Source organism: Serratia proteamaculans, from assembly GCF_946227095.1.
Lineage (GTDB): Bacteria > Pseudomonadota > Gammaproteobacteria > Enterobacterales > Enterobacteriaceae > Serratia > Serratia proteamaculans_E.
This window is the reverse complement of record NZ_CAMISV010000003.1, coordinates 232,637-257,438: the sequence shown is the minus strand read 5'-3', so window position 1 is coordinate 257,438 and position 24,802 is coordinate 232,637. Positions and strand designations below refer to the sequence as shown.

Annotated in this window: 19 protein-coding genes; 2 read left to right on the top strand and 17 right to left on the bottom strand. The window is 56.7% G+C overall.

What is annotated here, in order from left to right:
* Window positions 1-14: 14 nt before the first annotated feature.
* A complete protein-coding gene (locus OC597_RS07760) occupies window positions 15-548 on the top strand; it encodes a fimbrial protein (protein WP_262208276.1) in 534 nt (177 codons plus the stop codon).
* Window positions 549-896: 348 nt separating this feature from the next.
* Window positions 897-1,415: a LuxR C-terminal-related transcriptional regulator gene (locus tag OC597_RS07755; RefSeq protein ID WP_261256409.1), complete on the top strand. Its 519-nt coding sequence runs from the start codon at window positions 897-899 to the stop codon at window positions 1,413-1,415.
* A 488-nt stretch (window positions 1,416-1,903) separates the two neighbouring features.
* Here the strand turns inward: OC597_RS07755 and narI are convergent, their stop codons facing one another.
* The 17 genes from narI to OC597_RS07670 form a co-directional block, all read right to left on the bottom strand.
* Complete coding sequence (gene narI / locus OC597_RS07750) at window positions 1,904-2,581, bottom strand: respiratory nitrate reductase subunit gamma (RefSeq protein WP_085117241.1); 678 nt, start codon at window positions 2,579-2,581, stop codon at window positions 1,904-1,906.
* A 2-nt stretch (window positions 2,582-2,583) separates the two neighbouring features.
* Window positions 2,584-3,306, bottom strand: a complete 723-nt coding sequence (gene narJ, locus OC597_RS07745; protein ID WP_262208274.1) for a nitrate reductase molybdenum cofactor assembly chaperone — start codon at window positions 3,304-3,306, stop codon at window positions 2,584-2,586.
* Window positions 3,303-4,847: a nitrate reductase subunit beta gene (narH, locus tag OC597_RS07740; protein ID WP_085117243.1), complete on the bottom strand. Its 1,545-nt coding sequence runs from the start codon at window positions 4,845-4,847 to the stop codon at window positions 3,303-3,305. The genes narJ and narH overlap by 4 nt, the downstream gene beginning before the upstream one ends.
* Window positions 4,844-8,620, bottom strand: coding sequence for a nitrate reductase subunit alpha (locus OC597_RS07735; RefSeq protein ID WP_261284843.1), 3,777 nt, complete (start codon window positions 8,618-8,620; stop codon window positions 4,844-4,846). The genes narH and OC597_RS07735 overlap by 4 nt, the downstream gene beginning before the upstream one ends.
* A 376-nt stretch (window positions 8,621-8,996) precedes the next feature.
* Window positions 8,997-10,250 carry an EpsG family protein gene (locus OC597_RS07730; RefSeq protein ID WP_262208272.1) on the bottom strand — a complete coding sequence of 418 codons (1,254 nt, stop codon included), beginning with the start codon at window positions 10,248-10,250 and terminating at the stop codon, window positions 8,997-8,999.
* 47 nt (window positions 10,251-10,297) lie between these two features.
* Window positions 10,298-11,200, bottom strand: a complete 903-nt coding sequence (locus tag OC597_RS07725; protein WP_262208270.1) for a glycosyltransferase family 2 protein — start codon at window positions 11,198-11,200, stop codon at window positions 10,298-10,300.
* Window positions 11,201-11,302: 102 nt separating this feature from the next.
* Window positions 11,303-12,289 carry a glycosyltransferase family 2 protein gene (locus OC597_RS07720; protein ID WP_261424212.1) on the bottom strand — a complete coding sequence of 329 codons (987 nt, stop codon included), beginning with the start codon at window positions 12,287-12,289 and terminating at the stop codon, window positions 11,303-11,305.
* A gap of 6 nt (window positions 12,290-12,295) precedes the next feature.
* On the bottom strand, window positions 12,296-14,173 hold the full coding sequence (locus OC597_RS07715) for a carbohydrate binding domain-containing protein (RefSeq protein WP_262208269.1): 1,878 nt from the start codon (window positions 14,171-14,173) through the stop codon (window positions 12,296-12,298).
* On the bottom strand, window positions 14,170-14,913 hold the full coding sequence (locus tag OC597_RS07710; RefSeq protein WP_261256391.1) for a glycosyltransferase family 2 protein: 744 nt from the start codon (window positions 14,911-14,913) through the stop codon (window positions 14,170-14,172). Before OC597_RS07710 ends, OC597_RS07715 begins: the two co-directional genes overlap by 4 nt.
* Before the next feature lies 1 nt (window position 14,914).
* On the bottom strand, window positions 14,915-15,976 hold the full coding sequence (locus OC597_RS07705) for a glycosyltransferase family 4 protein (protein ID WP_261462872.1): 1,062 nt from the start codon (window positions 15,974-15,976) through the stop codon (window positions 14,915-14,917).
* A 1-nt stretch (window position 15,977) separates the two neighbouring features.
* On the bottom strand, window positions 15,978-16,883 hold the full coding sequence (locus OC597_RS07700; protein WP_262208268.1) for a glycosyltransferase family 2 protein: 906 nt from the start codon (window positions 16,881-16,883) through the stop codon (window positions 15,978-15,980).
* A gap of 141 nt (window positions 16,884-17,024) precedes the next feature.
* Entirely contained in the window at window positions 17,025-17,873 is an 849-nt protein-coding gene (locus tag OC597_RS07695) for an ATP-grasp fold amidoligase family protein (RefSeq protein ID WP_261256386.1), read from the bottom strand.
* Window positions 17,863-19,152 carry a flippase gene (locus tag OC597_RS07690; RefSeq protein WP_261256384.1) on the bottom strand — a complete coding sequence of 430 codons (1,290 nt, stop codon included), beginning with the start codon at window positions 19,150-19,152 and terminating at the stop codon, window positions 17,863-17,865. The genes OC597_RS07695 and OC597_RS07690 overlap by 11 nt, the downstream gene beginning before the upstream one ends.
* Before the next feature lie 4 nt (window positions 19,153-19,156).
* Window positions 19,157-21,340 carry a polysaccharide biosynthesis tyrosine autokinase gene (locus OC597_RS07685; protein ID WP_261256382.1) on the bottom strand — a complete coding sequence of 728 codons (2,184 nt, stop codon included), beginning with the start codon at window positions 21,338-21,340 and terminating at the stop codon, window positions 19,157-19,159.
* Between the two features lie 28 nt (window positions 21,341-21,368).
* Entirely contained in the window at window positions 21,369-22,502 is a 1,134-nt protein-coding gene (locus tag OC597_RS07680; RefSeq protein WP_261256380.1) for a polysaccharide export protein, read from the bottom strand.
* A gap of 46 nt (window positions 22,503-22,548) precedes the next feature.
* Entirely contained in the window at window positions 22,549-23,598 is a 1,050-nt protein-coding gene (gene wecA / locus OC597_RS07675) for a UDP-N-acetylglucosamine--undecaprenyl-phosphate N-acetylglucosaminephosphotransferase (RefSeq protein WP_262208267.1), read from the bottom strand.
* A 174-nt stretch (window positions 23,599-23,772) separates the two neighbouring features.
* Window positions 23,773-24,735, bottom strand: coding sequence for an NAD-dependent epimerase/dehydratase family protein (locus OC597_RS07670; RefSeq protein ID WP_261256375.1), 963 nt, complete (start codon window positions 24,733-24,735; stop codon window positions 23,773-23,775).
* Between the last annotated feature and the right edge of the window lie 67 nt (window positions 24,736-24,802).

Genomic DNA, 24,802 nt, shown 5'->3' with positions numbered 1-24,802 from the left:
CCGGGGAGAACCTGATGCCATTGTTTAATTCACTTACCCGCCGGGGCCTGCTGCCCCTGCTGTTGCTGGTCAGCACCGGTGCCCTGGCCGACAGTGCCACGGTAAACATCACCGGCCGTATTCTGTCTTCCGCCTGCGAACCGGAGGTTAATCCACTGACCGTGCCGCTGGGCAATATTTCCCGTACCGCGCTGAATGCAAAAGGGGCTACCGCCTCGGCCACTGCCTTTCAGCTGCGTCTGAAAAACTGTCCGGCAGAAATCAGTCAGATAAAAGTGCAGTTTGACGGCACGCCAGCCAGTGGTGACAGCAATGCGCTAGCGCTGACCACTGCGCCAGGCGTCGCGACCGGCGTGGCGGTGCAGTTGCAGGATGCCAGCGGTACCCTGCTGCCGCCGGGGCAGCCTTCCGCCCTGATGGCAATCAAAGGCGGCAGCGGCACGGTCAACAGCCTGGCGTTCAGTGCTCGTTACATCGCCACCTCCGACAGCGTGACGGCCGGTAACGCCGATGCCAGCGCCACCTTCACCCTCTGGTACAGCAACTGACGATGCGCCCAATCTGCACGCGACTACGTCACTTCACCCGCGGCCTCAGGCTACGTCATTTGGCCTGGTGCCTGATGGGGTTGTGGCTATGGGGGCCGGTTCCCGCTATCTGCCATCATCGCCCCCCTTGTCGGTTGTTTGTCGGACGTAATATTTATGGGGCTGGCGGCGTCGCCATCAGCCGCTGCCTGTCACTATCCACACTTGAGCTCCCCAGCCTACGCACGCTGAAACGCTGGCTGCGCAAACAAGGCGTAACCCTGTCCGTTCGCCCTTCGCGACCTGCTCGTACTAACGCATTGCCGGGTCTGGAGACCCGTGAATCACAACGCACACAGGAGAAATACCATGTTACCTTACCAAATCCCCCATGCTTACTCCCCTTACACCTCCCAGCCTGAACCCCCAATCGCCTGTTCGTTACCTGCGCCATTGGCCGCTTGCCTGACTCCCAGAGAAACACAGATCCTGCAGGCTCTGATAAATGGCATGGATCTGTCGGCTATTGCCTGGAAACTGAGTCGCAATATCCGCACCGTCAGCAGCCACAAGCAGCGAGCAATGCGCAAACTGAGATTGAACAGTAATGCCGAATTGCATGCACTAGGATCCCTGCTCAGCCCACCGTTGCCGGAGGAGATCGCCGCCCGGCTGCGGCTATTGCCACCCCGAGAGGAGCAGGTACTGGACGCGATCCTCAATGGTTACAGCGTGACGGACATTGCACACCAACAGGGCAGAAGCGTGAAAACGATCAGTTATCAGAAGCGCCAATTGATGCAGAAGCTAGGGATCACCAATGAGGTAGAGTTGTTTGCACTGGCACCAGAGCGCGCACGGGCGTTATTGGCAAACCGAACAAAGTAATCGACATAGACTGACAATGTAAAAAACGGCAATCCTGGTCCAGCGTACGGCGGCGTAACCTGCCGCCAGATGCGCTTTAATCCGAGAAAAAAATGTAACGGTTTGGGCTTAATTGACACATAAATCTGAAAATGCCCCGCAACAGACATGTGTCCATAAAAAGATGGTGGGTATCATCCGTTAATGTCTGCAATATCATTAACTTGAAATAAACCATGTCTTTTGTATAGTCCCACGGCTGTACTTCCTGGCACTCAGTAAAGACTATTGACGTCTTGCTAAGCACATGAGTAGCAAATGAAAATTGGTGCTTTGACCTGCAAAGCAAGACTGCTCGCGGCAATTTTCGCTATAAAACGCAGCTTATTGACCAGCAGGCAGTATTATCCATTTAAGGTAACAGTTAGACTCAATAGGACACTTTTTATCAGCCCATTCGGCGGGGCTAATTTTCACCGAATGGGCTTTAAAGCGAGATAGAAATCCCCTCAGCGACGGTTACGCACCAGTTGGTAGCGACGGGTCAGGTATTCCACCGGCACGCTCCAGATATGCACCAGGCGGCAGAACGGGAACAGCACGAACAACGTCATGCCCAGCACCATATGCAGTTTAAAGATCGGCGCAACGCCCACCAGATGTTCTGACGCACCGGCATGGAAGGTCACCACTGCCTGTGCCCAACCCACCAGCTTCATCATCTCGCTGCCGTCCATATGTTGGGCGGAGAACGGAATGGTCAGCAGACCGAGGCACACCTGCACCACCAGCAAGGTCAGGATCATGATATCGGCAAAGCTGCTGGTCGCCCGCACCCGTGGGTTGGTCAGGCGGCGTTTCAGCAACAGCGCACCGCCAATCAGGGTCATTACACCGCAGGCCCCCCCGGCGATCATCGCCAGCTTCTGTTTCACATCAATCGGCAGGAAAGACTCATACATCCAGTGCGGCGTCAGCATGCCGAGGAAGTGCCCGGCGAAGATGCCCAGAATGCCGATATGGAACAGGTTGGAGGCCAGCCGCATGCCCTTTTTATCCAGCATCTGGCTGGATCCGGCACGCCAGGTATATTGCCCGTAATCGTAGCGCAGCCAACTGCCGATCAGGAAAATCGCGCCCGCCAGATAGGGGTAAATATCGAAAAAGAACTGATTTAAAAATTGCATGATTAGCGTCCTTTGGTTCCGGTTAGCGCATCCGTCAGGTCCAGGTATTGCGGTGCCACTGTGCCGGCAAAGCGCCGTTGGTGCGCCGCCTGCTGCGCCGAAGCGCAGCCCTGCTCGCCCAAAAACTTAACCTGTTCTTCTTCCCATACCGCGTCCAGCGCCTGCGGCGTGTCATCGCGGGCCTCTTTTGCTACCTGAGACTCCAGCGCCTGTGCCTGAACTTCACTGCCGGACAGCGCCAGCAGCAGATCAAACAGCACCGCATACGGACTTTCCCGCTGCTGTAGCCGTGCACCCAGCAGCGCCAGGATCGGCGCGATATCCTGCAGCCCTCCGGCGGCCTGTTGCTTGCTGCGGCTGGCGAGATACTCCAGGTACAACGGCAGGAAGTCCGGCAGTTCGCGGCTGTCGATCTCCAGCCCGGCTTCGCGGTATTGCGCCATCAGATCGACCATCGCCTGGCCGCGATCGCGTGATTCACCGTGCACATGTTCAAACAGCAACAACGAGGTGGCACGACCCCGGTCGAACAATTCGCAGTATTCGGCCTGTACATCCAGCAATGGACGGGCACAAAAACGGCTAATAAACAGGATCAGCTGCGCGCTATGGTGCAAATCCAGTTCGCTGGCCGGTTCCAGCGCTTCTACCAGCGCCTGCTGATGGTCAAACAATGCCTGCTCCGGGTAGTCCAGCAGGCGGGCAATCACTTTCAGACTGATCATGAGGCGTCCTCCTGACGAGGCGTTTTTTTCGTCACATCAATGGCATCAATGCGGCGGCTGTTGAACAGATTGAATTTACCGTCACTGCCGTGGCAGCCATCGCCAAAGCTGAAACCGCAGCCTTTGCTTTCCGGGAAGGCCTCACGCGCCAGTTCACGGTGACTGGACGGGATCACAAAGCGATCTTCGTAGTTGGCAATCGCCAAATAACGATACATCTCCTGCGCCTGCGCTTCGCTCAGCCCCACCTGTTCCAGTGCGCTGGTGTCCAGCACGCCGTCAACGGTTTCTGCCCGCTTGTAGTGGCGCATCGCCAGCATGCGCTTGAGCGCCAACAGCACCGGCGCGGTATCGCCGGCGGTCAGCAGATTGGCCAGGTATTGCACCGGAATACGCAGGCTCTCCACGTCCGGCAGTACGCCGCTGTGCGCCAGCTCACCGGCATCCGCGGCGGATTGAATCGGTGACAGCGGCGGCACGTACCACACCATCGGCAGCGTGCGGTATTCCGGGTGCAGCGGCAGTGCCAGCTTCCAGTCCATCGCCATTTTGTACACCGGCGACTGCTGGGCAGATTCGATCACCCCTTGTGGAATACCGTCCGCCAACGCTTGGGCAATCACCGCCGGATCATGCGGGTCGAGGAAAATATCCAGTTGACTCTGGTACAGATCTTTGTCGTTTTCGACCGCCGCCGCCTGCTCGATACGATCGGCGTCATACAGCAGCACGCCAAGATAGCGGATACGGCCGACGCAGGTTTCCGAGCACACCGTTGGCTGGCCGGATTCGATGCGCGGGTAGCAGAAGATGCACTTCTCGGACTTGCCGCTCTTCCAGTTGAAATAGATTTTCTTGTACGGACAACCGGTCAGGCACATGCGCCAGCCGCGGCATTTATCCTGATCGATCAGCACAATGCCGTCTTCACCACGCTTGTAGATGGCTCCGCTCGGACAGGTCGCGACGCAGGCCGGGTTAAGGCAGTGTTCGCACAGGCGCGGCAGGTACATCATGAAGGTGTTTTCGAACTGGCCGTACATCTCCTTTTGCATATTGTCGAAGTTTTTATCCTTCGAACGCTTGGAGAATTCACCGCCAAGGATCTCTTCCCAGTTCGGGCCATTTTCAATCTTCTTCATGCGCTGGCCGGTGATCAGCGAGCGCGGCCGGGCGATCGGCTGATGCTTGCCCTGCGGCGCGGTGTGCAGGTTCTGGTAGTCATAGTCGAACGGCTCGTAATAGTCGTCCAGTGCCGGGACGTCCGGGTTGGCGAAAATCTTCGACAGCAGGCCGACACGGCCACCCATGCGCGGCTCCAGCTTACCGTTGATTTTACGGATCCACCCGCCCTTCCACTTTTCCTGATCTTCCCAGGCGTGTGGATAACCGACGCCGGGCTTGCTTTCCACGTTGTTGAACCAGGCGTACTCCATGCCTTCGCGGCTGGTCCAGACGTTCTTGCAGGTCACCGAACAGGTGTGGCAACCGATACATTTGTCCAGGTTCAGCACCATGCCGACTTGTGAACGAATTTTCATTTTGCTTTCTCCTGCTGGCTGCCCTGCGAGTCGTCATTACCTTCACCGTCTAACCAGTCGATGCGGTTCATCTTGCGCACCACCACGAACTCGTCACGGTTGGAGCCGACGGTGCCGTAATAGTTGAAACCGTAGGCCAGTTGGGCGTAACCGCCGATCATATGGGTCGGTTTCGGGCAGACGCGGGTTACCGAGTTATGGATGCCGCCGCGCTGGCTGGTGATTTCCGAGCCGGGAATATTCACGATACGTTCCTGCGCGTGGTACATCATGGTCATGCCGGCCGGAATACGCTGGCTAACCACCGCACGCGCAGTGAGCGCGCCGTTGGCGTTAAAGGCTTCGATCCAGTCGTTGTCCTCAATGCCCAGGTCTTTGGCGTCGTCCTCACTCATCCAGACGATCGGCCCGCCGCGCGACAAGGTCAGCATCAGCAGGTTGTCACTGTAGGTGGAGTGAATGCCCCACTTCTGGTGCGGCGTCAGGAAGTTCAGCGCCTTCTCTTTATTGCCGTTCGGCTTCTGGTTCAGTAACGGCTGCGCGGCACGGGTGTCGATCGGCGGACGGTACACCAGCAGGCTCTCGCCAAAGGCACGCATCCATTCATGATCCTGATACAGCTGCTGGCGGCCGCTGATGGTGCGCCATGGGATCAGCTCATGGACGTTGGTATAGCAGGCGTTATACGACACATGCTCGTCTTCCAACCCTGACCAGGTCGGGCTGGAAATAATTTTGCGCGGCTGGGCCTGAATATCGCGGAAGCGAATTTTTTCGTCTTCCTTGTTCAGCGCCAGATGGCGGTGATCGCGACCGGTCATCTTGCCCAACGCGTCCCATGCCTTGACCGCAACCTGTCCGTTGGTTTCCGGTGCCAGCGCCAGGATCACCTCGGCGGCATCGATGGCAGTTTCAATCTTCGGTCGACCGGCGGCCGGGCCTTCCGTCTTCACGTAGTTGAGTTTTTTCAGGAAGTCGACTTCGGTCTGGGTGTTCCAGCTGATGCCTTTGCCGCCGTTGCCCAGTTTATCCAGCAGCGGGCCCAGCGAAGTGAAGCGCTCATAGGTGGCTGGATAATCACGTTCTACCACCATGATGTGCGGCGCGGTTTTGCCGGGGATCAGGTCGCACTCGCCTTTTTTCCAGTCTTTGACGCCGTAAGGCTGCGCCAGCTCGGCGGCCGAGTCATGCTGGATCGGCAGCGTCACCACGTCGGTTTCCTGGCCCAGATGCCCAACGCAAACTTCGGAGAAGGCTTTGGCGATGCCCTTGTAGATCTCCCAGTCGCTTTTCGAGTCCCAGGCCGGATCAACCGCCGCCGACAGCGGGTGAATAAACGGATGCATATCCGAGGTATTCATGTCGTCTTTTTCGTACCAGGTGGCGGTCGGCAGCACGATGTCAGAATAAAGACAGGTGCTGGACATGCGGAAATCAAGCGTCACCACCAGATCCAGCTTGCCTTCACCGCCGTTATCCAGCCATTCCACTTCCTCGGGTTTGGCACCGCCCTGTTGGCCCAGATCCTTGCCCTGAATACCGTTTTCGGTACCCAGCAGGTATTTGAGCATGTACTCGTGGCCCTTGCCGGATGACCCCAGCAGGTTGGAGCGCCAGACGAACAGATTGCGCGGGAAGTTCTGCGGGTTGTCCGGTTGTTCGGCGGCGAAGTTCAGGGTGCCTTTTTTCAGCCCTTCAACGGTGAAGTCCAGCGGCGACTGACCGGCGGCTTGCGCCTGTGCCGCCAAATGCAGCGGGTTGGTACCCAACTGGGGGGCTGACGGCAGCCAGCCCATACGCTCGGCGCGCACGTTAAGGTCGATCAGGCTGCCGCCAAAGCGGGTCTTGTCCGCCAATGGCGACAGCAGCTCTTCGGTGCCGACGGTTTCATAGCGCCACTGGCTGGAGTGGTTGTAGAAGAACGAGGTGCTGTTCATATGGCGCGGCGGGCGTTGCCAGTCGAGGCCAAATGCCAGCGGCAGCCAACCGGTCTGCGGGCGCAGCTTTTCCTGGCCGACGTAGTGCGCCCAGCCACCCCCGCTCTGGCCGACGCAGCCGCAGAAGATCAGCATATTGATCAGGCCGCGGTAGGTCATGTCCATGTGATACCAGTGGTTGACACCGGCGCCGACGATAATCATCGAACGGCCATGGGTTTTCTCGGCGTTGTCGGCAAACTCACGGGCAATGCGGATAATGTTGTGGCGTGACACGCCGGTGATCTGCTCGGCCCAGGCCGGAGTATAGGCTTTGACGTCGTCGTAATCGGTGGCGCAGTTGCCGTCGTCCAGACCACGTTCGAGGCCGTAGTTGGCCAGGGTCAAATCGTAAACGCTGGTCACCAGCGCTTCGCTGCCGTCCGCCAGTCGCAGACGTTTTACCGGCAGTTTGTGCAGCAGGATCTCGTCCAGCGCCACGCTGTTGAAGTGTTCGCTCTCGGCTCCGCCGCTTTTGATGCCGCCAAAGTAAGGGAAGCCCACTTCGGCCACCTCGTCATGTGCGCCCAGCAGGCTGAGTTGCAACTCGACTTCCTGCTGATCTTCACCGGCGCGTTGTTCCAGGTTCCATTTGCCCTGTTCGCCCCAACGGAAACCGATCGACCCCTGCGGGGCCACCAGTTCGCCACTGCGTTGATCAATGGCGACGGTTTTCCACTCGGGATTATTTTCCTGCCCCAGGCCATCCACCAGATCGGCGGCACGCAGCAGGCGTCCGGCGGCGTAATGCCCTTCTTCGCGCGGCTCCAGCAGCACTAACATCGGCATATCGGTGTAGCGACGCACGTAGTCGCGGAAGTAGCCCACCTCACGATCCAGGTGGAATTCTTTCAGCATCACGTGGCCCATCGCCAACGCCATGGCGCTGTCGGTGCCTTGTTTCGGGTTCAACCACTGGTCACAAAGTTTGGCGACTTCGGCGTAGTCCGGCGTTACCGCCACGGTTTTGGTGCCTTTGTAGCGGACTTCGGTGAAGAAGTGGGCGTCCGGGGTACGCGTCTGCGGCACGTTAGAGCCCCAGGCGATAATGTAGGAAGAGTTGTACCAGTCGGCCGATTCAGGCACGTCGGTCTGCTCGCCCCAGGTCATTGGCGAGGCCGGTGGCAAGTCGCAATACCAGTCGTAGAAGCTCAGGCAGGTGCCGCCAATCAGTGACAGATAGCGGGCACCAGCGGCGTAGGACACCATCGACATCGCCGGGATCGGTGAGAAGCCGATGATGCGGTCGGGGCCGAAGGTTTTGGCGGTGTAGACGTTAGAAGCGGCGATCAGTTCGTTCACTTCCTGCCAGCTGGAGCGGACAAAACCACCGCGTCCGCGTGCAACCTTGTAGCTTTTGGATTTTTCCGCATCGCTGACGATCGAGCCCCAGGCATCGACCGGATCGCTGTGCAGCGCTTTGGCCTCACGCCACAGTTTGATCAGGCGTTTACGCATCAGCGGGTATTTCAGGCGGTTGGCGCTGTACAAATACCAGGAGTAGCTGGCGCCGCGTGGGCAGCCACGCGGTTCATGGTTGGGTAGGTCTGGGCGGGTACGAGGGTAGTCGGTTTGCTGGGTTTCCCAGGTCACCAGGCCGTTTTTCACATAAATTTTCCAGCTACAGGAGCCGGTGCAGTTCACCCCATGGGTGGATCGCACAATCTTGTCGTGCTGCCAACGGCTGCGGTAGCCGTCTTCCCAGTCGCGGTTGGTGTTCAGCGTCTGGCCATGTTCGCCAGAAAAGGGTTCCGCCAACTGCTTAAAATAGCGGAATCGGTCTAGAAACTTGCTCATCCGGAATTCTCCTGAAGGCTTTCATTGTTATATGAAGTGACATTGCTCAATCTGCCGCCAGCCTACTAATGCGCTTGCGGTGGCAAATTGATTGCGATCAAGAGAACGGAGGGAGAAGAACGGCGGCAGCGGCGTGGCTACCCCTAAAGTATCATGGCAAGTATTGGGTTTAATTAATTGAAAATATTATAGAAATGATGAGTGAGATATTCGAGGGGATATGCTGCTGGGTCAGTCGGGGTATTTGGGGGTAGGATACGGGCGGGTGCCCGAGATACCCGGGCCTAGCGCACCGAGGGGCACTCCGGCGGACAAGCCGCTACGACCCCTACGGCACGCTCTCCCTAATAACAGGCTTTGTGTGTCTGCTAACTGATTAGCCGAGATCCATCTCATGGCCGATCCACTCGCCACTGTCGCGATTAATCACACGCAGATACTGCTCATATTCCTGTTCGCCGTAGAACAGGTTCAGCAACGGCGTTTTATAAAATGACTGCCACATTTGCCCCAGCATGATCGGTCGGCGCGGGACATAAATATTCTCGATCAGGTTATAGCCGGTGGCCATCAGCATAAAGCACAGGAAGAAGTAGTTAAACCTGCCGCGGATGAACGAGCTCTGATGAGCCACGTAGTAAAACAGCAGGAAGACCGACGCCACGCTGGCATAGCGGCTGGCCGCCTGTAACGAACTGGAACACAGGAAAACAAACACCACCAGCCAGGCCGCGGTATTTTTGATGTCCCCCGTCTGGTTGCGCATTGGATGAGCCAGCATGAAAACGCCGAGAAACAGCGCCGGGAACAGCACAATCAGGAAGTTAATCATCCCGTTGGCATTGCCGGAGGTCAGGTAGTCGCTGGCATACATGCCGGAGGTATAAACGTCGGAATAACTGTTGATGCCGGAAATCGTAATATGGGAAACGATAAACGGCAGCGCGAACTTGGCGGTCAGCAACGCAATGGCGCTAAACACCACCGTCAGCAGGCGGTTCAGGCGCATCACCCGGCTGCACAGAAATACCCCGACCAGCAGCATGCTGGAAAAGTGGGTCAGCATGGCGAACAGCATCAGACCGGCGGCGAGCGGCCGATTTTGCTTATGGCAAAACAGCACTATCGCCAGCGTCATCACCGCCATCGAGAAGCCAAAACGCAACCCCATGCCGATGATAAACGGGTTGATCAAAAACAGCACCGCCAGATGCAGCAACACAAACTGCCGGGCTGAAAACACCTTGCCGGAGTGCAGCATGACAATATTCAGCGCGCTCAGGTAACAGTAGACCGACAGGCCGACGTACAGCCCCGGAATGACGAAGAACGGGATACCCAGCGTTTTGAAAATATAAAAGTTGGCGTACAGCACCACGTCCACCTTGCCCTGAATAACATCACCCAGGCTGGTGGCCGAGGTAATGGCATCGTAATTGGCAAAGTGACGGTAGAGATCCGCCAGCGGTGGGATCTTGATAAAGAAGAAGAAAAAACACAGCGCAATCAGCAGATAGGCCACCGTGTTTTTCTTTCCCGCCCGCAGCGTGGCAATACTGTGCAGCAAGGCGAACAGCGGTACCGTCAGCAGCAGCACGCTGCCGATCAGCGTAGAACGTTCAAAGCGCATAATCATCCTCTGGAAAGGGTTGTTCTTTTATCTGTATTGCTGAAACGTCAGAACGGCACGCCACGGAAAAACACATTGCGGATGATATTTTTCATGTATACGCCGGCCATCAGGCCACTATTGACATAAACAATGCCCTTCAGCCCGTATAACACCCCGGCCAGGCGGTTCTTGCCGTCGGTAATAATGCGCGAATTAATGCAGGTATGGCGCAGGCGCATGATGTTGCGCGCCCGGGTCGAGATCTGCGGCATCAGTCGCTGCTCGAACTGCATTTTATTGCGATAGCCAATAACGCCTTTCGGGCTGGAGGTGATGCGTTCGCCGTCATGGTCGTTATGCACCGCCAGCCGTTCATGCAGCGTGCCCACCTTCGCCCCGGCCGCCAACAGCCGGTACAGGAAAATATGGTCCTGGTAGCGCGGGGTATTGAAGAAACCGCGCACCGCTATCGCCATGCTGCGTCGCAGCATAATCATCGGCGTGTAGGCGACGCCGGCCAGCATAAAGTCTTCCAGCCCCTCGCAACGCGCCCGGTAATAATGCTCAGCGCTGATCTGGCCGTCCTTCAGGATATCCATATCGCACAGGCTGACGTCGTAATCCCCCCGCTGCATAAACGCCAATTGTCGGGCGATTTTCTGCGGATGGTAGTAGTCGTCATCATCCAGAAAGGCAATGTACTCGCCGCGTGAGCGCAGGATCCCGCTGTTACGCGCCTGCGCGCCACCGCCGTTATACCGACGTGGATAATAGATAACCTGCCCCCGTTCGATATAGCCGGCCAGGCGTTCGCGGGTCGCCAGGCGTTGTGCATCGCCCTGCGGGTTGTCATCCACCACGATAATTTCCAGCGGGCGATGGGTTTGCGCCAGCACGCTGTCGATGGCGCGTGCCAGCAGTTCACTGCGGCCATAGGTGGGTATGATGACGCTAACAGTAATACTCATAGTTTGATTCTGCCTGTAGGGGGCGAATACATTCGCCCCAATGGACATAGGCGCAGCCTACAGCGCCCCTACACAATTGAGGAGTGAACCAACGCGGCGCCGCTATCCGCGCAGGTTATACAGCCGGACCATCAGGTAGTAAGCCAGCGGGCTGCGGTAGAACAATCGGTTCTTGCGGCTCAGCATTTTACGTTCTTCCGCCCGCAGGCCGGAGTAGCGGCGTTTCAGCTCGCGGGTTTCGCGCAGCGCGTCACGCAGCCCGAAAAAGTCCAGTCCCACCAGCAAACGCGCCTTCAGCGTGGTGACGAACAGCACCGAGTACAGCCCATGTCCCATTCCCTGGCGGCGTCCACTGTCGGCACCGTCGAGCGCATAATCCAGGTCATCCAGATCGCGTCGTTTGGGTGCACGCGTGATGCCATTCGGGTTGGCGCGGTAGCCCACCAGCGGCGTGTCGCAAACCACGATACGCTGCGCTTTCAGGTAGAGTTGCGGAATCAACTGAATGTCTTCGAAATTGCGTCCCGCCGGGAAACGCGCCTGATCGAACAGCGTTTTGCGGTAAATACGCGCCCAGGCGAACCACATGCTGCGGTTGAAGCTGTCCGCCAGCAGCGCCATATGAGTATCACGCTGCTGCGGCGCGGCATTGCCAGGCACGATAGCCATAGTGCCGTCCGACTGGATCTTGCCGTTGTTGATCGCCGAGAAGCGCTGGGCATTGAACGCCACTATGTCTGCCTGCGGGTTATCCGCCAGCAGACGACCCAAAATGCTGAAATACCCTTCCAGCAGCACGTCATCGGAGTCGAGAAAGCCGATATAACGCCCTTCCGCATGGGCAATGCCGTTGTTACGCGCTTCGCTCAGCCCCTGGTTTTTCTGACGCAGGATGCTGACCCGCAGTTTGTGTTGCGGGTAACGGCACAGTACCTCTTCGGCAATGCCGATGGCGCCATCCGGGCTGCCGTCATCCACGATGATCACTTCCGCCCAGTCCGGCAGCTGTTGCAGCACTGAGCACAGGCAGGCCTCGATATAGGCCTCGACCTTATACACCGGAATAATCAGGCTCAGAGTGGTATTCATGATCGGTTATCCTTGGTTTTCTTTTTGAAGTTGCACCCTTACCGCCTGGCTGCCCATCGACGGCAATTCAGCCTCGATCTGGCGCTGTCCTTGCGCCTGCCAACCGGCCGGTAAGTCAAAGCGCGCCGACATTGGCCGGTAGTAAGGGTTGGCGATCAGCACCAGGCCCTGCTCGCCGTTGATAAACAGCCTGGCCGGGATGGCGGTATTGTTGCCCTGTAACAGGGTGCTTTCGCCGGACAGCAGGTAAGGGTTAAAGCTGACAATCTGCTGAGCCACGCTGGCCACTCCCCGCCAGATAGCCTCAAACTCCTGCTGGCTAAAACCGCCGCGTTGGCGCTTGTAGAACAAGTCGGTATAGGAATAAAACAGAAGGCCTTTGGCACCGCCAATCAACCCCAGCCAGGCCTGATTGCGGATCTCCGCCTCCGTCGGTTGGCGTGGCTTGCGACCTGGCGCATAAGCGGCGTGATCCATAATCTGCATCACCAACCAGGCCCCTTTGACCTGCCGCGCCACCTGACTGGTAATGCGGCTGTACTCCAGAGTCCGCGTCAGGTCGGCGTCTCGGCCAACCGGGTAAGGATCGCTGGCCAGCACGTCCGAACTGTTGAAATAGGCGTTGAGCGTGCCGGTCTTGTCCAGCACCTGGAACGTCAGGTGATCCGGATCCAGGCGTTTTACCTGCAAATGCTTTTGCTCAATCTGCGGCACGTATTCCGGCCCCAGCTCGTCGTTGATATACCAGGCCAGCAGATTTGGTTGATGTTTGAACCTTTCCACATAGCTCGCCGTCAGTTGCGGATAGCTCATTTTGGTTTCCGGCGCGAACCGGGTACCGGCATACATATCTTTGAGCGAGAAAATCACCTGCAAACCGTACTGCTGGGTTTTGCGGAAATAGTTATCGGGATCGCGGCCGGTACCGTAGTTGTAATTGAGCAGCGTGTTAAAACCGGCATCGCGGATGCGCGCCAGATGCTCATCCGTCGCCATTTCACCGTACATATAGATACCCAGCGGGAAGAAACGCTTGCCCTGTTTCAGGGTATAACCCTGAGCATCCAACGCCACTTTAGGCTGCGTACGACCGACGCTGATCGGCATTTCGCTACGCTGGCTGCGCTGTGAGGCGACATCCGTCACCTGCTGTTGCAGGCGATACTCCCCGGCGGCCAAATCGGCCGGCAGCGGAAACTCCACCTGCTGTTTGCCACTAATACGGTAACGGCGGCTGTCGTGCTTCACGGCGGTGTTTTTGTCGTCGACCAGCGTGCTGTCTACCTGCACCTGTTGCGGATCCACCACTTCGATCAGGCTCGATGCCGCGCCGTTGCCACTGCGCATCTGGTAGATCTCCGGCGCCACCGGCTGCTGACAGGCATAGACGTCATCAAACCAGGCGCTGCCGGTGGTGCCCTGGCGCAGATAAACGCCCAGCACCACCTTCACCGCCCGTGGCGGCACCCGAAAATCCCCGGTGACCGGCTGCCAGCCGCTGGTACCCAGCAGGCCCTGCGGATAGCTACCGGCCAAAAAATGCCCCTGATCGTCATAGCTTTCGATAAATACCCCGGCGCCCTGATTATCCCCCTTGCCCTTCAGGTTCTCACCGCGCACCCAGCTGCCAAAAGCCAGTTGCTGACCCGGTTTAACCGCCAGCGTCTGCAGCATGTTGTGATAGTTGGCAGGGTTGTGATTTTGATAAAACAGGCTGCTCTGGCCGCCATGACCGCCGGCCACCACCTGGGCGGAAGCCAGTGACCAGCCCGCGCCGCCCTGTTCGAAACCGGGATCCTGCAACAGGTTATTGCTGCAGGGGGTGGCATTGGCCAGCCCGGAGCCCACCAGCAGGCAGGCCATGCTTAGCTTGCTGAGTTTCATTGGCGTTTCATCACCGCGTTGTACAGATAAGAGAAGAACAGGTAGCAGGACTTCTGGTAGGACAGCCCGAGATGGCGGCGATAAATCTGCCATTGCCAATCAGCCGCCTGGATTTTATTGCCAGATAACGACTGCGCAGAAAGGCGGTAGAAGGCCAGCGGTTCGGGAATGCAATACGCCAGATGGTTACGCGCTTTTTCCAGCACCGACAGCCACATCACGTAGTCCTCGTGCCCGACCTTGCTTTGGTACACCTTGCCGATCTGACGCTGGTTGTACATGCCAGTCAGGTTGCCGATCCAGTTGCTTTTCAGCATGTCCTGGTAAGCGATGATCTCCCCGGAACCCCGGTAGTTTTTCACCCGCGCCGGGTCATCTTCGAAGGTGTAATAATGCGAGCACACCACGTCATAGCGGGCCGTTTTCAGGATACCCACCTGGCGCGCCAGCTTGTTCGGGTGCCAGACATCATCGCTGTCGCAGAACGCAATATAATCACCGCGCGCCGCTTCAATCGCGATATTGCGGGTTTCGGCCACGCCCTGGTTGGTGTTGTTGCGAATGTAGGTCAGGCGATCGTGGATAAAGGGTTTCACCACCTCGGCGGTCTGATCGGTGGAAGCGTCGTCGATCACGTACAGGTGATAATCCTGATAAGTCTGGTTCAGCACCCCCAGGATCGACTGTTTGATAAAGCCCGCGGCGTTGTAAGCCGGCATGATAACTGAAACTTTTTCCATCTTAACCTCCAGCGATAAGCTGTTGCCATTGGGGATAAATCCGCTCAGGGATGAACTGCTGTGCCCGTTCCAGCGAGTGCTGGGAGAAGCGCTGGCGCAGCTCGCCGTCCTCGATCAGCGCCAGCGTGCGTCGGCTGAAGGCCTCGATATCGCCCTCCGCCACCAGATAGCCATTACCCGCGTTATCGATCAGCTCTGCGGGCCCGGTCTGACAGTCAAACGCCACCAGCGGCAGGCCGAAGCTCATGGCTTCAATCAACACCATCGGTAGCCCTTCGTAACGCGAGGTCATCAACAGCATCGCCGCCTGACGATAGTGGCTGGCAATGTCTGACGTTGCCGGCAGTAACTTCACCTGCTCACCCAGCCCGGCGGCGTCAATCTGCTGCTGTAACGCCGCACGGTCCGGACCGTCACCGACGATATGCAGTTGCCAGTCTGCCGTTTGCTGTGCCACCCGCTGCCAGGCGGCAATCAGGCGATCGAAGCCTTTCTGATGACACAGCCGACCGACCGCCAGCGCCACCGGTTGTTGCAACGTCGGCTGCGGCGCTTGCACCGGGAACGGGGAAACGTTCTCGATCACCCGACATTTACGTTCCGGTACCCAGCGGCTGATGGTGGCCAGGTCTTTCCTGGTCAGCAGTACCGTGCGGTCACCCAACCGATAAACCAGCACCTTCAGCCACTTCATCGGCCAGGCGTATTGATGGAAGCTGACGTGTTCACTCAGCAGCAGGCGGCTGCGCGGACAGAGTAAACGCAGGTACGGCACCATCAGCGACGAGAGTTTTCCCATCGATACGGTGACAATCACGTCATAGCGACCACGCCGCAGAAACCACGCCAGCCGCCAGGGCCACAACAGCGTTCTGCCGGGCATAAAACGCAGGGTCACCGCGGGATCCAGCGGGTAAAACGTCCGGTCACCGCTGATCGACACCAGATCCACCTGATGGCCCAAACGCGTGGACAGCGCATTGGCCAGGCTGCTGGCGACCCGTTCGGTACCGCCCTTTTCGGCGATGTTCTCAATCACAATCGCTACTTTTCGTTGCTGCATGTCATCTCCGAAATCCCTCACGGGCGGTGCGCAACAGACGCCCTCCCAATGGAAACAGCCCCAGTCTGGCCAGGCAGTCGCCGTACAGTTTGATCGCCCTGAACTTGCTGCTCAGAGCCTGGTGTTCGGTGCGCGACGAGTAATAGTTGAAGGCCTGCAGGTTTTCGCTGTACAGCGAGGCCAGCAGGTGTTTGCAGGCAAATCCGCTGATATAACGGCCACTGGTGTGCAGGTAGGCGTCAATAAACTGTTCGCTGGCGTCGATGTTCATCCGGCAGCGATCCGTGTCGGCATCACCACAGCGGATAAACACCCCGTGCCCTTCGTCAAAGGCCACCCTGGCGCCCAGATTGGTGGCGTTGACCAAAAACCCCCAGTCCTGGTATTTGTAGAGGAACTCCGGGAATAAAAACCGTCGGTCCTCTTTTTTACGCAGGCTGATGGTAGAGGTGCGAATATCGCCCATATCAAGAAATAAAAAATCGGCCCCTGCCGCCCCCTCCTTATAATCAAATCGATAACTGCGAATATTTTTGTCACTCACCGTGGCGTAATTACCAAAAATAATATCCAGCCGGGTATCCTGATGGCGTTTCAGGCGGCGGATAATATAGTTGGTACTGAAGGAGTCTTCCGGTTCAAGAAAGAAAACCACCTCCGCACGCGCCAGGCGAAAACCGGTATTACAGGAAACCGCCGTATTGGTGCGTATTTTATTTTCATGCAGGCGCGCCCGGCGATTGGCGGCCAATAAGCTGCGCATATTTTCCAGCTCTGGTTTATCGGAAGCATTATCAACCACGATAATTTCATAATCAAAGCCGGAGCAGGCATTGGTCATCCGGACTAGCGTGGCGGCCAAACTGGCTGAGTTATTAAAAACGGGCATGACAATCGATAAGTCCATTTATTACCTCAACAATATATTATCATTTGGCATAACAGCATTATTGCCAACGGAATAGTTTGTTATCCCAGAATTTCCTTGTCCGGTTATTACCCCCCGTCCTGACGCGGTTAAAATTCGCGCAGCCTACCGGTTATTCAACTACTCCTGGAAATAACCTCCCCACTCCTGTTCAATGGTTTCTGGCATCAACCTTTGCAGGCCGGCCCCCGGGGTGAATGTCAGCTCGCCAAAATAGATACGTTGCTGCACCTGATAAAAATCGACACGGACATAGGAAAACTGCTCCGCCACCTGATGCGACAGCGCCAGCATTTGCTCCAGCCGGCAGGGTTTGTCCATCGGCACGTCGCTGTTGGGTACCCCCAGACGGATCTCGGTACGGTTCCAGTCGGCATCAAAAAAGTCGCGACGATGATCGATAAACCGCTGGTAATCGATCTGGATGAAAAACCGCACTTCTCCGCCGCGGTTAAAGCAGTGGATCTTGATATCATTGGGTGTCTTGCCGTCTTCCAGCAGCATTTTCTCCACCATCACACAGGGGGGAATATCCTTATAATGACGCTCGCGGTAGACCTGATAAAAATTCTGTCGCAGCCAACTGTTGGTCAGCACTCTCAATTCATTGAAGCTGGTCTGGCTTTTATCAAACACCAGTTTGTTATAACCACTGCCGTGATTGGCCTTAATAACAAATGCATCAGGCAGTGCCTCATACATCTCCTCAGTTAATTCCTCACCCTGGGCATAAAGCTCAATCAGGTACTCTTCCCCCCACAAATTCTTGATATACTCTCTAACCTGATATTTATCGGATAACTGAGTGTACATTGCCAGAGGATATACTTTTCTGCGCATCAGTTTTTCGCTATACCCTACCGGCTTGGCCAGGTGTGGCACCTTGTGGAAAAACAAGGCGTATTTTAACTGATGATATAATGCGTCGGGTATATTACGGTAAAAACCCTTCACCAGATTATTTAGCATAAAGTTCTCGCACCTTCCCTATTAATTGAGGTAAACAACGGTAACAGGTGACCTGCAACCGGGTAATTTGTCCTCTCCTGAAGAAACCATTAAGTACAAAGAATGAAATAAACTCGGTGATCAGGGTGGAAATCGCAGCGCCTGCTATGCCGTAACGTGGTATCAACAGCAGATTCATCAGTACGTTGGCCAGGGCGGCCAACGGCATTTTTATCGCGATAAACCGATAACCGCCAAACAGCACAATCGCCCGATAGGACACGGTGCCCATCACCGAAAATAAAGAAGTCACCGAACACAGCGCCAGAATAGTGGCGGTTTCACGGTAGCTGTCGCCGAACATCAGCGCCACTATCGGCCCGGGGAACAGCGACAACAGCAAAATGACCGGCATCGAAAGCAACAGCACCACCAGATACAACAGCCGGATGCGCCCTTCCTGTTCGACCTGGGTGCGGGCATTTGCCACACCCGGCATCATCGAGGTGATCAGCGCAATCGGCACAAAGATCCACCCCTGACTCAGGGTGATGGCAGCGCTGTACAGCCCAACGCTGTGCTCGCCCAGATAGTTGCCGATCATGATCTGATCGATACGGGTATAGATGACAATCGACAGTCCTGAGACCGCCAACGGCAGCCCGACCTTTAGCAGGTAACGCCCGTAGCGTCGTTGATGACGCCCGCTGATCGGCCGCAGCCCACTGCGCTCTTGGCGAAACAGCACCCAACGCACCGCGTAGGGGATCAGGCTGCTCAACACATAAGGCACGGCAAACCACTCCAGCGGCAACCTGGCATGCACCAGCGCCAGCCGAACCACGATCGACAGTAACAGCGCCAGATTGTTGATCAGCGTGTTCAACTTCGATTTCAGCAGCGCGTCGTAATAGATTTTATAAACGTCCTGCACCGAGAAATAAGCGCTGATCAGCATCAACGCCATCATGATCTGGCTGGTGCGATCCTGTGTCAGCAGCGCCCAGGCCATCAGCGGCACGGCGATCAGCGCAAACAACTGTCGGCGCAGGCGCATTGAGGCCAGCATCAGCCGAATGCCGCTGTGCCGTCGCCGGGCGACGCGGTTAAACAACACCGCGTCGGCCCCCAATTGCACCAGCGGCACGGCGATGGCGATCACCGACAGCAGGTAGTTAATCAGCCCGTATTGCGCCGGTCCCAGGTAACGCGCCACGTACACCGAAACGAAAATGCCTGACAGGCTCAGCGATACCCGTTCCAACATCAACCACAGGGAGTTCATCAGCATCGCTTTCATGCGGCTACTGGACCTTTTCCTGATGGCTGGGGTAAGCGAAGGCGTAGTACCCGGCGTCGGTGGCGGTTTTCTTCACCATGCCGTTGAGGATCACCCCTTTAATGGTCACCCCGTTCTGCTCGAAGCGACGGATACTGGTCTCAATCTGCCTGACGGTGTTGACCTCGAAACGCACCACCATCAGCGCGGTACCGGCATGATGGCCCACAATGGCAGCGTCGGTCACCGCCAGCACCGGTGGCGTGTCGATCAGCACCAGATCATAGTTCTGCCCCGCCCAACGCAAGAAGTCGGCAAAGCGCTGGTGCATCAGCAGTTCAGACGGATTCGGTGGCACCTGACCGCGCGGCACAAAGTCCAGATTGGTAATGTCGGTTTTCTTCACCGCCTGGTCTGGGGCGATCAACCCCGACAGCATGTCTGAAAGACCGCCCTTGGCGCTGTTGTTCAGCCAGCGGTGCAAAAAGCCTTTGCGCATGTCGGCGTCGATCAACAATACCCGCTGACCGGCCTGAGCGATCACCACCGCCAGGTTGGTGCTGGTAAAGCTTTTGCCGCTGGCGGGACTGGCGCCGGAGACCATCAGAATGTTGTTTTTGGCCTCCATCATGGCGAAGTGCAGGCTGGTGCGCAGGCTGCGGATTGCCTCAACCGACAAGTCCTCCGGTTCCTCTTGCGCCAGGATCGGCAGTTTGCCGCTGCTGCTTTTGGTCAACAATTGCTGCTGTGTACGATTACGCTTTTGCTGCCACGGAGATAACGGCACCGTGGCATACACGCTGATGCCGCGTTTTTCCAGCGTATCGGTGTCACTGATGCCACGATGAAGTGCGGCACGCAACACCACCACCGAGGCCGACAGCACGCCGCCCATCAACAGAGCGAAGAAAACGATCATCACTTTTTGCGGCTGAACGGGGCGCAGACCGGTTTCCGCTTCATCGATAATGCGGATGTTTCCCACCGTGCCGGCCTTGCTGATGCTTAATTCCTGCTGCTTGTTCATCAGTTGCATGTAGACCTGCTGATCCACCTGCACGTCCCGGGTCAGGCGCAGAATTTCCTGCTGGGTTTTTGGCAAGCTTTGTACCTGCTTGCCCAGTCGCGCCTTTTCCGCTTCCAGCGTGGCGCGCTTTTCCAACAGCGCCCGGTAGGCCGGGTGTACGCGGGTATAAAGCTTGGAGATTTCCGCCTCTTTAAACGTCAGTTCATTCAACTGGCCTTCCAACTGAACCTGAGTATCCAGCACCGATTTGGCTTCCAGTGACAAATCCACCGAATCGTTTTGCTGACGGAACTGGTTAAGCTGATTCTCAGCGTTATTGAGCGAACTCTGGGTACGCGGCAACTGTTCGTGCAGGAAGGCCAGCATGCGCTGTGCCTCCTCGGTTTTGCGATCCACGTTCTGTTGCAGGTAGTTATCGGTGATGCTCTTCAGCACCGCCTCCGCCCGCTGCGGATCCTCCCCCGCCAGGCTGAAGGTCATGATGCCGCTTTCCTTGCCACCCGGGGCGACATCCAGCATGTTGCGCAGATCGTCCACCGCTTTCTGGCGTGGCACGTTAACCACGCTGAAGGTGGTCCCCGGCAAGGCTTCGAGCGCAGTCACATTGACAGTCCAGCCGCCCTGCTGCACGACCTGCCCAACGCTGCCACTGAACAGGGTTTTACCGTCATAGCTCAGGCTATAGCGCTGTTGATCTTCCGCCGTCAGGGTCAATTCCTGGCCCTGCATGACGGCCGGGACCTTCATGCCGGAAATATTCAGTACCGGGGGCGTTTCGCCGCTCAGACGAGCAATGCCCTTGCCAAACAGCGGGAAGTAATCCGGGCTGATACGCACCGTCAGGCCAAGATCGTCGACGGTTTTGCCAATCACGTAGCGCGATTTCGCCAGCGAAACCTCGTCCTGGGTCGCCGAGTTTTGCCCGATGGATCCGCCAATCGAACTGTCCAGCGTTTCACGCAGCAGCGAGTCACCCGATAGCTGTTTTTCCACCTGCACCAGTGCGGTAGCCTGATAGATTGGTGTTGCCATCAACGCATAGGCGCAGCCGAGAATGCCGGCCACGCCGGTTACCAGCAGAATGCGCCAGCGGTTGTCCCACAGCGGGCCAATCAGTCGCTCCCACTCCAATTTGTCATCCTGCTCAGCCATCACAATCGGCAATGCATTGTTCTTCATCATCGGTTTTCCTTTAGTCACCGTTACGGATTTACCAGTTACGGATCCGCAACGTGGCCTCGCTGAGGTCGTTAAAGCTGGAAATGGTCGGTACCAACTGGCTAATTAAACGGTTCCAGCGCGCGATCGGCGCCGCAGTGACGTACACCACATCGTAAGGTTCCAATTGGAATTCGGTACCCATCGCCAGCGCGGAGGCATCAGACAGGTCGAACTGGTAGAGCGACGCCAGCCGCTGTGGCTGTTTGCCGCCGTTCGGGCGGATCACGAACACGCCGGTCGCGTCGGCGACCGTTTGGCTGATCCCTTCGGAGCTGCCCAACGCCTCGGTCAATGTCATCCCGCTGCGATCCATTTTCAGCGTCGACTGTTTGCCGACCTCACCCATAACGAACACTTTCAGTTCGTCGTTGCGCGGCACATACAGGATGTCGCCCGGCTCCAGCAGGTGGTTCTGGCTGATATCGCCACGTTGCATCAGTGCCTGCAGGGAAATCGGCTGCTCTTTGCCCTGATGCGTCAGCACCACGTTGCGCCAGTCGGCGTTATCGGTCAGGCCACCGGCGGCATTGATTGCATCAAGAATGGTCAGCGGCACGTTGGTCACCGCCTGCTGCCCTGAGGTTTTCACTTCACCGGTCACATAGACTTTTTGCGAGCGGAAGGCGGCGATGCTGACATCCACCTGCGGGCTTTCCACATAGGTGGCCAGTCGGCCGGCAATCTGGTTACGCACTTCAGTGACTGTTTTTCCCACCACCTTCACCCGACCGATATAGGGATAGAAGATCGAGCCGTCGGCATGCACCCAGTTGCCGGTGTCGCTGGCGCTGCGGTATTGCCCGGCGGGCGTGGTCAGTTCGGGGTGATCCCAGACGGTGACGTTAAGCACATCGCCGACACCGATACGGTACTGATAGCTTTGCAGACGCTGGTCCAGTGCCAGGTTTGGTCGCGCTACCGGCTCAACCCGACGCATTTTTTGCAGCAGCATCGGCGTAACGCGGTACACCTGGACCTGTTTATTCAAATCAAAGTCTTCGTCCTGTTGAGTCACTGTCTCTTTGCCATGGGTCGGCAAGTGTGAACCCGGAAAGGCAGTGCAACCACTAAGCAAAACGCTGGACAGCACCAGTGGCATCAAATGAGGCAAATGAAGGTTCATAACGGTACCGTGAGAAAACGGGCCGCCGTTGCGGCCCGTTGGAGGATTAACGATCGGCGGTAGGGTTATCGGTAAAGATCCTTGCCTGACGAGGTTCGTGCAGCAGGGCAAAATAACCGAAGAAGCAAAATACGAAGGCCAACAGCATCAGGTGGTCCGGCAACTGCAACACTTCACTGCAGATGCCCACACAGGCCAGAGTGACCGCCAACATGCAGCTCATGGCCAGCGCCTGGCGTGCATTGAGGCCGCGACGCATCAGAATGTGATGCAGGTGGTCACGCCCGGCCTTGAACGGGCTCTGGCGACGCAACAGACGACGCACCATCACCGTCACCATATCCATCAGCGGGATGGCGATTAACCACAGTGCGGTCACCGGCCGTATTATTGCGTCCTCTCCCTGAGTAGCGACAATCAACAACCACAGCACGCTGAAGCCAATGACCATGCTGCCGGCATCACCCATGAAAATCTTGTTACGCGCACCGAACACGCTGAGGTTGAACAACAGGTACGCTGCCAGGGCCGCTATCAGGCTCAGACACCACAACGCCTGCGCGTCATGCCCGGCCAGACCGAACAAGATGGCCAACGCCATAAAGGTGACGCAGGACAGCGCACCGAGCTGGCCGTCGATACCATCAACCATGTTATAAGCGTTGATCGCCCCCCATACCGCCAGCGGCGTAATCAGCAAGGCGGCATAACCCAGCAACAACTCCTGGTGACCCCACAGATGCCCGAAGGAAGTAAGTTGCATCCCTGCTGCCAGCATCATCGCCAACGCAATCCCTCCCTGCACAATGACGCGTGGCGCCACCGGCAGATCAAAACGGTCATCAAGCACTCCCAGCATCACCAACGCCGTGACGCACAACAAATAGGTGGTGCTGTGCGGCAGCCAGTCCGGCTGCCAGAAGGTCACCAGCGTCATGATCAGGTAAATGGCAATGCCACCGACCAGCGGAATATGCCCCTGATGGCGCTTGCGGGCATTGGGTTTATCCACTAACCCCACCGCCAGTGCTGCGCGCCTGGCAATAACCACCAGCATCAGCGCCAAAATAAATATCACACTCAGTTGATATAACATGATCCCTCCAGCGAATAAGCACGCTACCGCCCTTGAGTTACAGCTCCCAATGCGCTATTAACAGAAATAAAATTGACAGTGCCAGGATATAAGTCAGCATGAGTTAATCCTGTTAAATACAGATTTATCCGCTTGTCAGCGGCGAAAAATAAACAACCCTGGCCTTAGGAAAGGTTATCCCTCGGAAAACTCGTGTTTAATTGTTCTTTCGATTGCCGAATCAAGTTCAACCGGCGCCACGAAACCACTTTGCACATTGCTTTTAAATTGAGTTCTGGCACAGAATTTTTGCACCCGCACCCGGCTAATAGGGAATTTACGGCGACTTATTTTGCTCACCAAATCCAATGCCGTGGCGCCACAGAGGCCAAATAAATAGGGAATGCGAATAGTCTTATTACTTTTTCCTAATGAAGAAGAAATAACGTCGACCAGTTGATTCATGGTGAAGTCAGGTTTATCAACATAATTACTGACCTGATAGGTTGCCTGCTGATCCAGCGCATGCTCCAGTCTGGCGGCAATATTTTCCACGTAAGCCATGGACTTCATATTATTGCCGCTGCCAATCATCACAAAACGACCGCTGGCGATTTGCCGGAACAGGTTATAGACGTTGCCACGATTATTTTCACCAAACACTACCGTCGGGCGGATGATGGTTAATTTGTTGCTGCCCTCGGCTTTGCGCCAGGCTTCGTAGACATACTCGGCCTCCAGCTTGGATTTGCCGTAATGGTTAAAGGGTTCGAAAAGCCCTTCTTCACCGGTTTCCTGGGCCACGAAACCGTAGACCGCCACCGATGAGGTAAAGACGATTTGCTTGATATTCAGCGCCGAGGCTGTCATGCAGACATTGCGCGCGCCTTCAACGTTAACCTGATAATACAGTGATATAGGATCCACATTATCCTGATGCTCGGCCGCAAGATTAATCACGGCGTCACAATCCGCCAGTGGCTGCCGCAGGGTCTCGGGCTGGGTTACATCACCAAATTGATAGAGCTCAGGAAAATGCTCGCTCCGCTTTTTATCCACGATGGTCAACACCAGGTCGTTACGCGCACTCAGACGTTTAACCAAGCGCGTCCCGATAAAACCGGAACCCCCGATGATAGCTACTTTACGCTTATCCATAATTTGTCACTCAACCCGGTTTCCCATTATTCCCTACCACACGATTGAGGCAGGACGCTAATTGGCG

Bases quoted from the DNA above. Each gene is read 5' to 3' on its own strand.
- OC597_RS07700 (WP_262208268.1), bottom strand. From the start codon at position 16,883: ATGGACTTATCGATTGTCATGCCCGTTTTTAATAACTCAGCCAGTTTG.
- OC597_RS07670 (WP_261256375.1), bottom strand. From the start codon at position 24,735: ATGGATAAGCGTAAAGTAGCTATCATCGGGGGTTCCGGTTTTATCGGG.
- OC597_RS07685 (WP_261256382.1), bottom strand. From the start codon at position 21,340: ATGATGAAGAACAATGCATTGCCGATTGTGATGGCTGAGCAGGATGAC.
- narH (WP_085117243.1), bottom strand. From the start codon at position 4,847: ATGAAAATTCGTTCACAAGTCGGCATGGTGCTGAACCTGGACAAATGT.
- OC597_RS07755 (WP_261256409.1), top strand. From the start codon at position 897: ATGTTACCTTACCAAATCCCCCATGCTTACTCCCCTTACACCTCCCAG.
- OC597_RS07715 (WP_262208269.1), bottom strand. From the start codon at position 14,173: ATGAAACTCAGCAAGCTAAGCATGGCCTGCCTGCTGGTGGGCTCCGGG.
- OC597_RS07680 (WP_261256380.1), bottom strand. From the start codon at position 22,502: ATGAACCTTCATTTGCCTCATTTGATGCCACTGGTGCTGTCCAGCGTT.
- OC597_RS07690 (WP_261256384.1), bottom strand. From the start codon at position 19,152: ATGAAAGCGATGCTGATGAACTCCCTGTGGTTGATGTTGGAACGGGTA.
- narJ (WP_262208274.1), bottom strand. From the start codon at position 3,306: ATGATCAGTCTGAAAGTGATTGCCCGCCTGCTGGACTACCCGGAGCAG.
- OC597_RS07720 (WP_261424212.1), bottom strand. From the start codon at position 12,289: ATGAATACCACTCTGAGCCTGATTATTCCGGTGTATAAGGTCGAGGCC.
- OC597_RS07710 (WP_261256391.1), bottom strand. From the start codon at position 14,913: ATGGAAAAAGTTTCAGTTATCATGCCGGCTTACAACGCCGCGGGCTTT.
- wecA (WP_262208267.1), bottom strand. From the start codon at position 23,598: ATGTTATATCAACTGAGTGTGATATTTATTTTGGCGCTGATGCTGGTG.
- OC597_RS07725 (WP_262208270.1), bottom strand. From the start codon at position 11,200: ATGAGTATTACTGTTAGCGTCATCATACCCACCTATGGCCGCAGTGAA.
- OC597_RS07730 (WP_262208272.1), bottom strand. From the start codon at position 10,250: ATGCGCTTTGAACGTTCTACGCTGATCGGCAGCGTGCTGCTGCTGACG.
- narI (WP_085117241.1), bottom strand. From the start codon at position 2,581: ATGCAATTTTTAAATCAGTTCTTTTTCGATATTTACCCCTATCTGGCG.
- OC597_RS07705 (WP_261462872.1), bottom strand. From the start codon at position 15,976: ATGCAGCAACGAAAAGTAGCGATTGTGATTGAGAACATCGCCGAAAAG.
- OC597_RS07735 (WP_261284843.1), bottom strand. From the start codon at position 8,620: ATGAGCAAGTTTCTAGACCGATTCCGCTATTTTAAGCAGTTGGCGGAA.
- OC597_RS07695 (WP_261256386.1), bottom strand. From the start codon at position 17,873: ATGCTAAATAATCTGGTGAAGGGTTTTTACCGTAATATACCCGACGCA.
- OC597_RS07760 (WP_262208276.1), top strand. From the start codon at position 15: ATGCCATTGTTTAATTCACTTACCCGCCGGGGCCTGCTGCCCCTGCTG.